This is a genomic window from Methylobacterium sp. J-067 (assembly GCF_022829465.1).
GTDB lineage: Bacteria > Pseudomonadota > Alphaproteobacteria > Rhizobiales > Beijerinckiaceae > Methylobacterium > Methylobacterium litchii.
This window is the reverse complement of record NZ_JAKSXZ010000078.1, coordinates 1-242: the sequence shown is the minus strand read 5'-3', so window position 1 is coordinate 242 and position 242 is coordinate 1. Positions and strand designations below refer to the sequence as shown.

The 242-nt window shown below is 67.8% G+C and carries 1 pseudogene; it reads left to right on the top strand.

Annotation, left to right across the window (positions count from 1 at the left end):
- Nucleotides 1-242 (top strand): annotated as a pseudogene (locus tag MKK52_RS07930) (hypothetical protein); the annotation flags it as partial.

Here is a 242-nt window from a genome sequence, read left to right as displayed (position 1 = left end):
GCGAAGGCGGCCACGGGTCAGGTGCGGGCGATCCTCGGGGAGATCCAGCGGGGCATCAACACCTCGGTGATGCTGACGGAGGAGGCGGTGAAGCGCTCGGCGGTGGGCAAGACGCGCTCGGACACGACGCAGCGGACCATCGAGGAGATCACGGCGCGGTTCGAGGAGAACGTGCAGACGTTCCAGCAGATCGTGGCCTCGACGAACCAGCAGCAGCTCGGGATCGAGCAGGTGATGGGGGC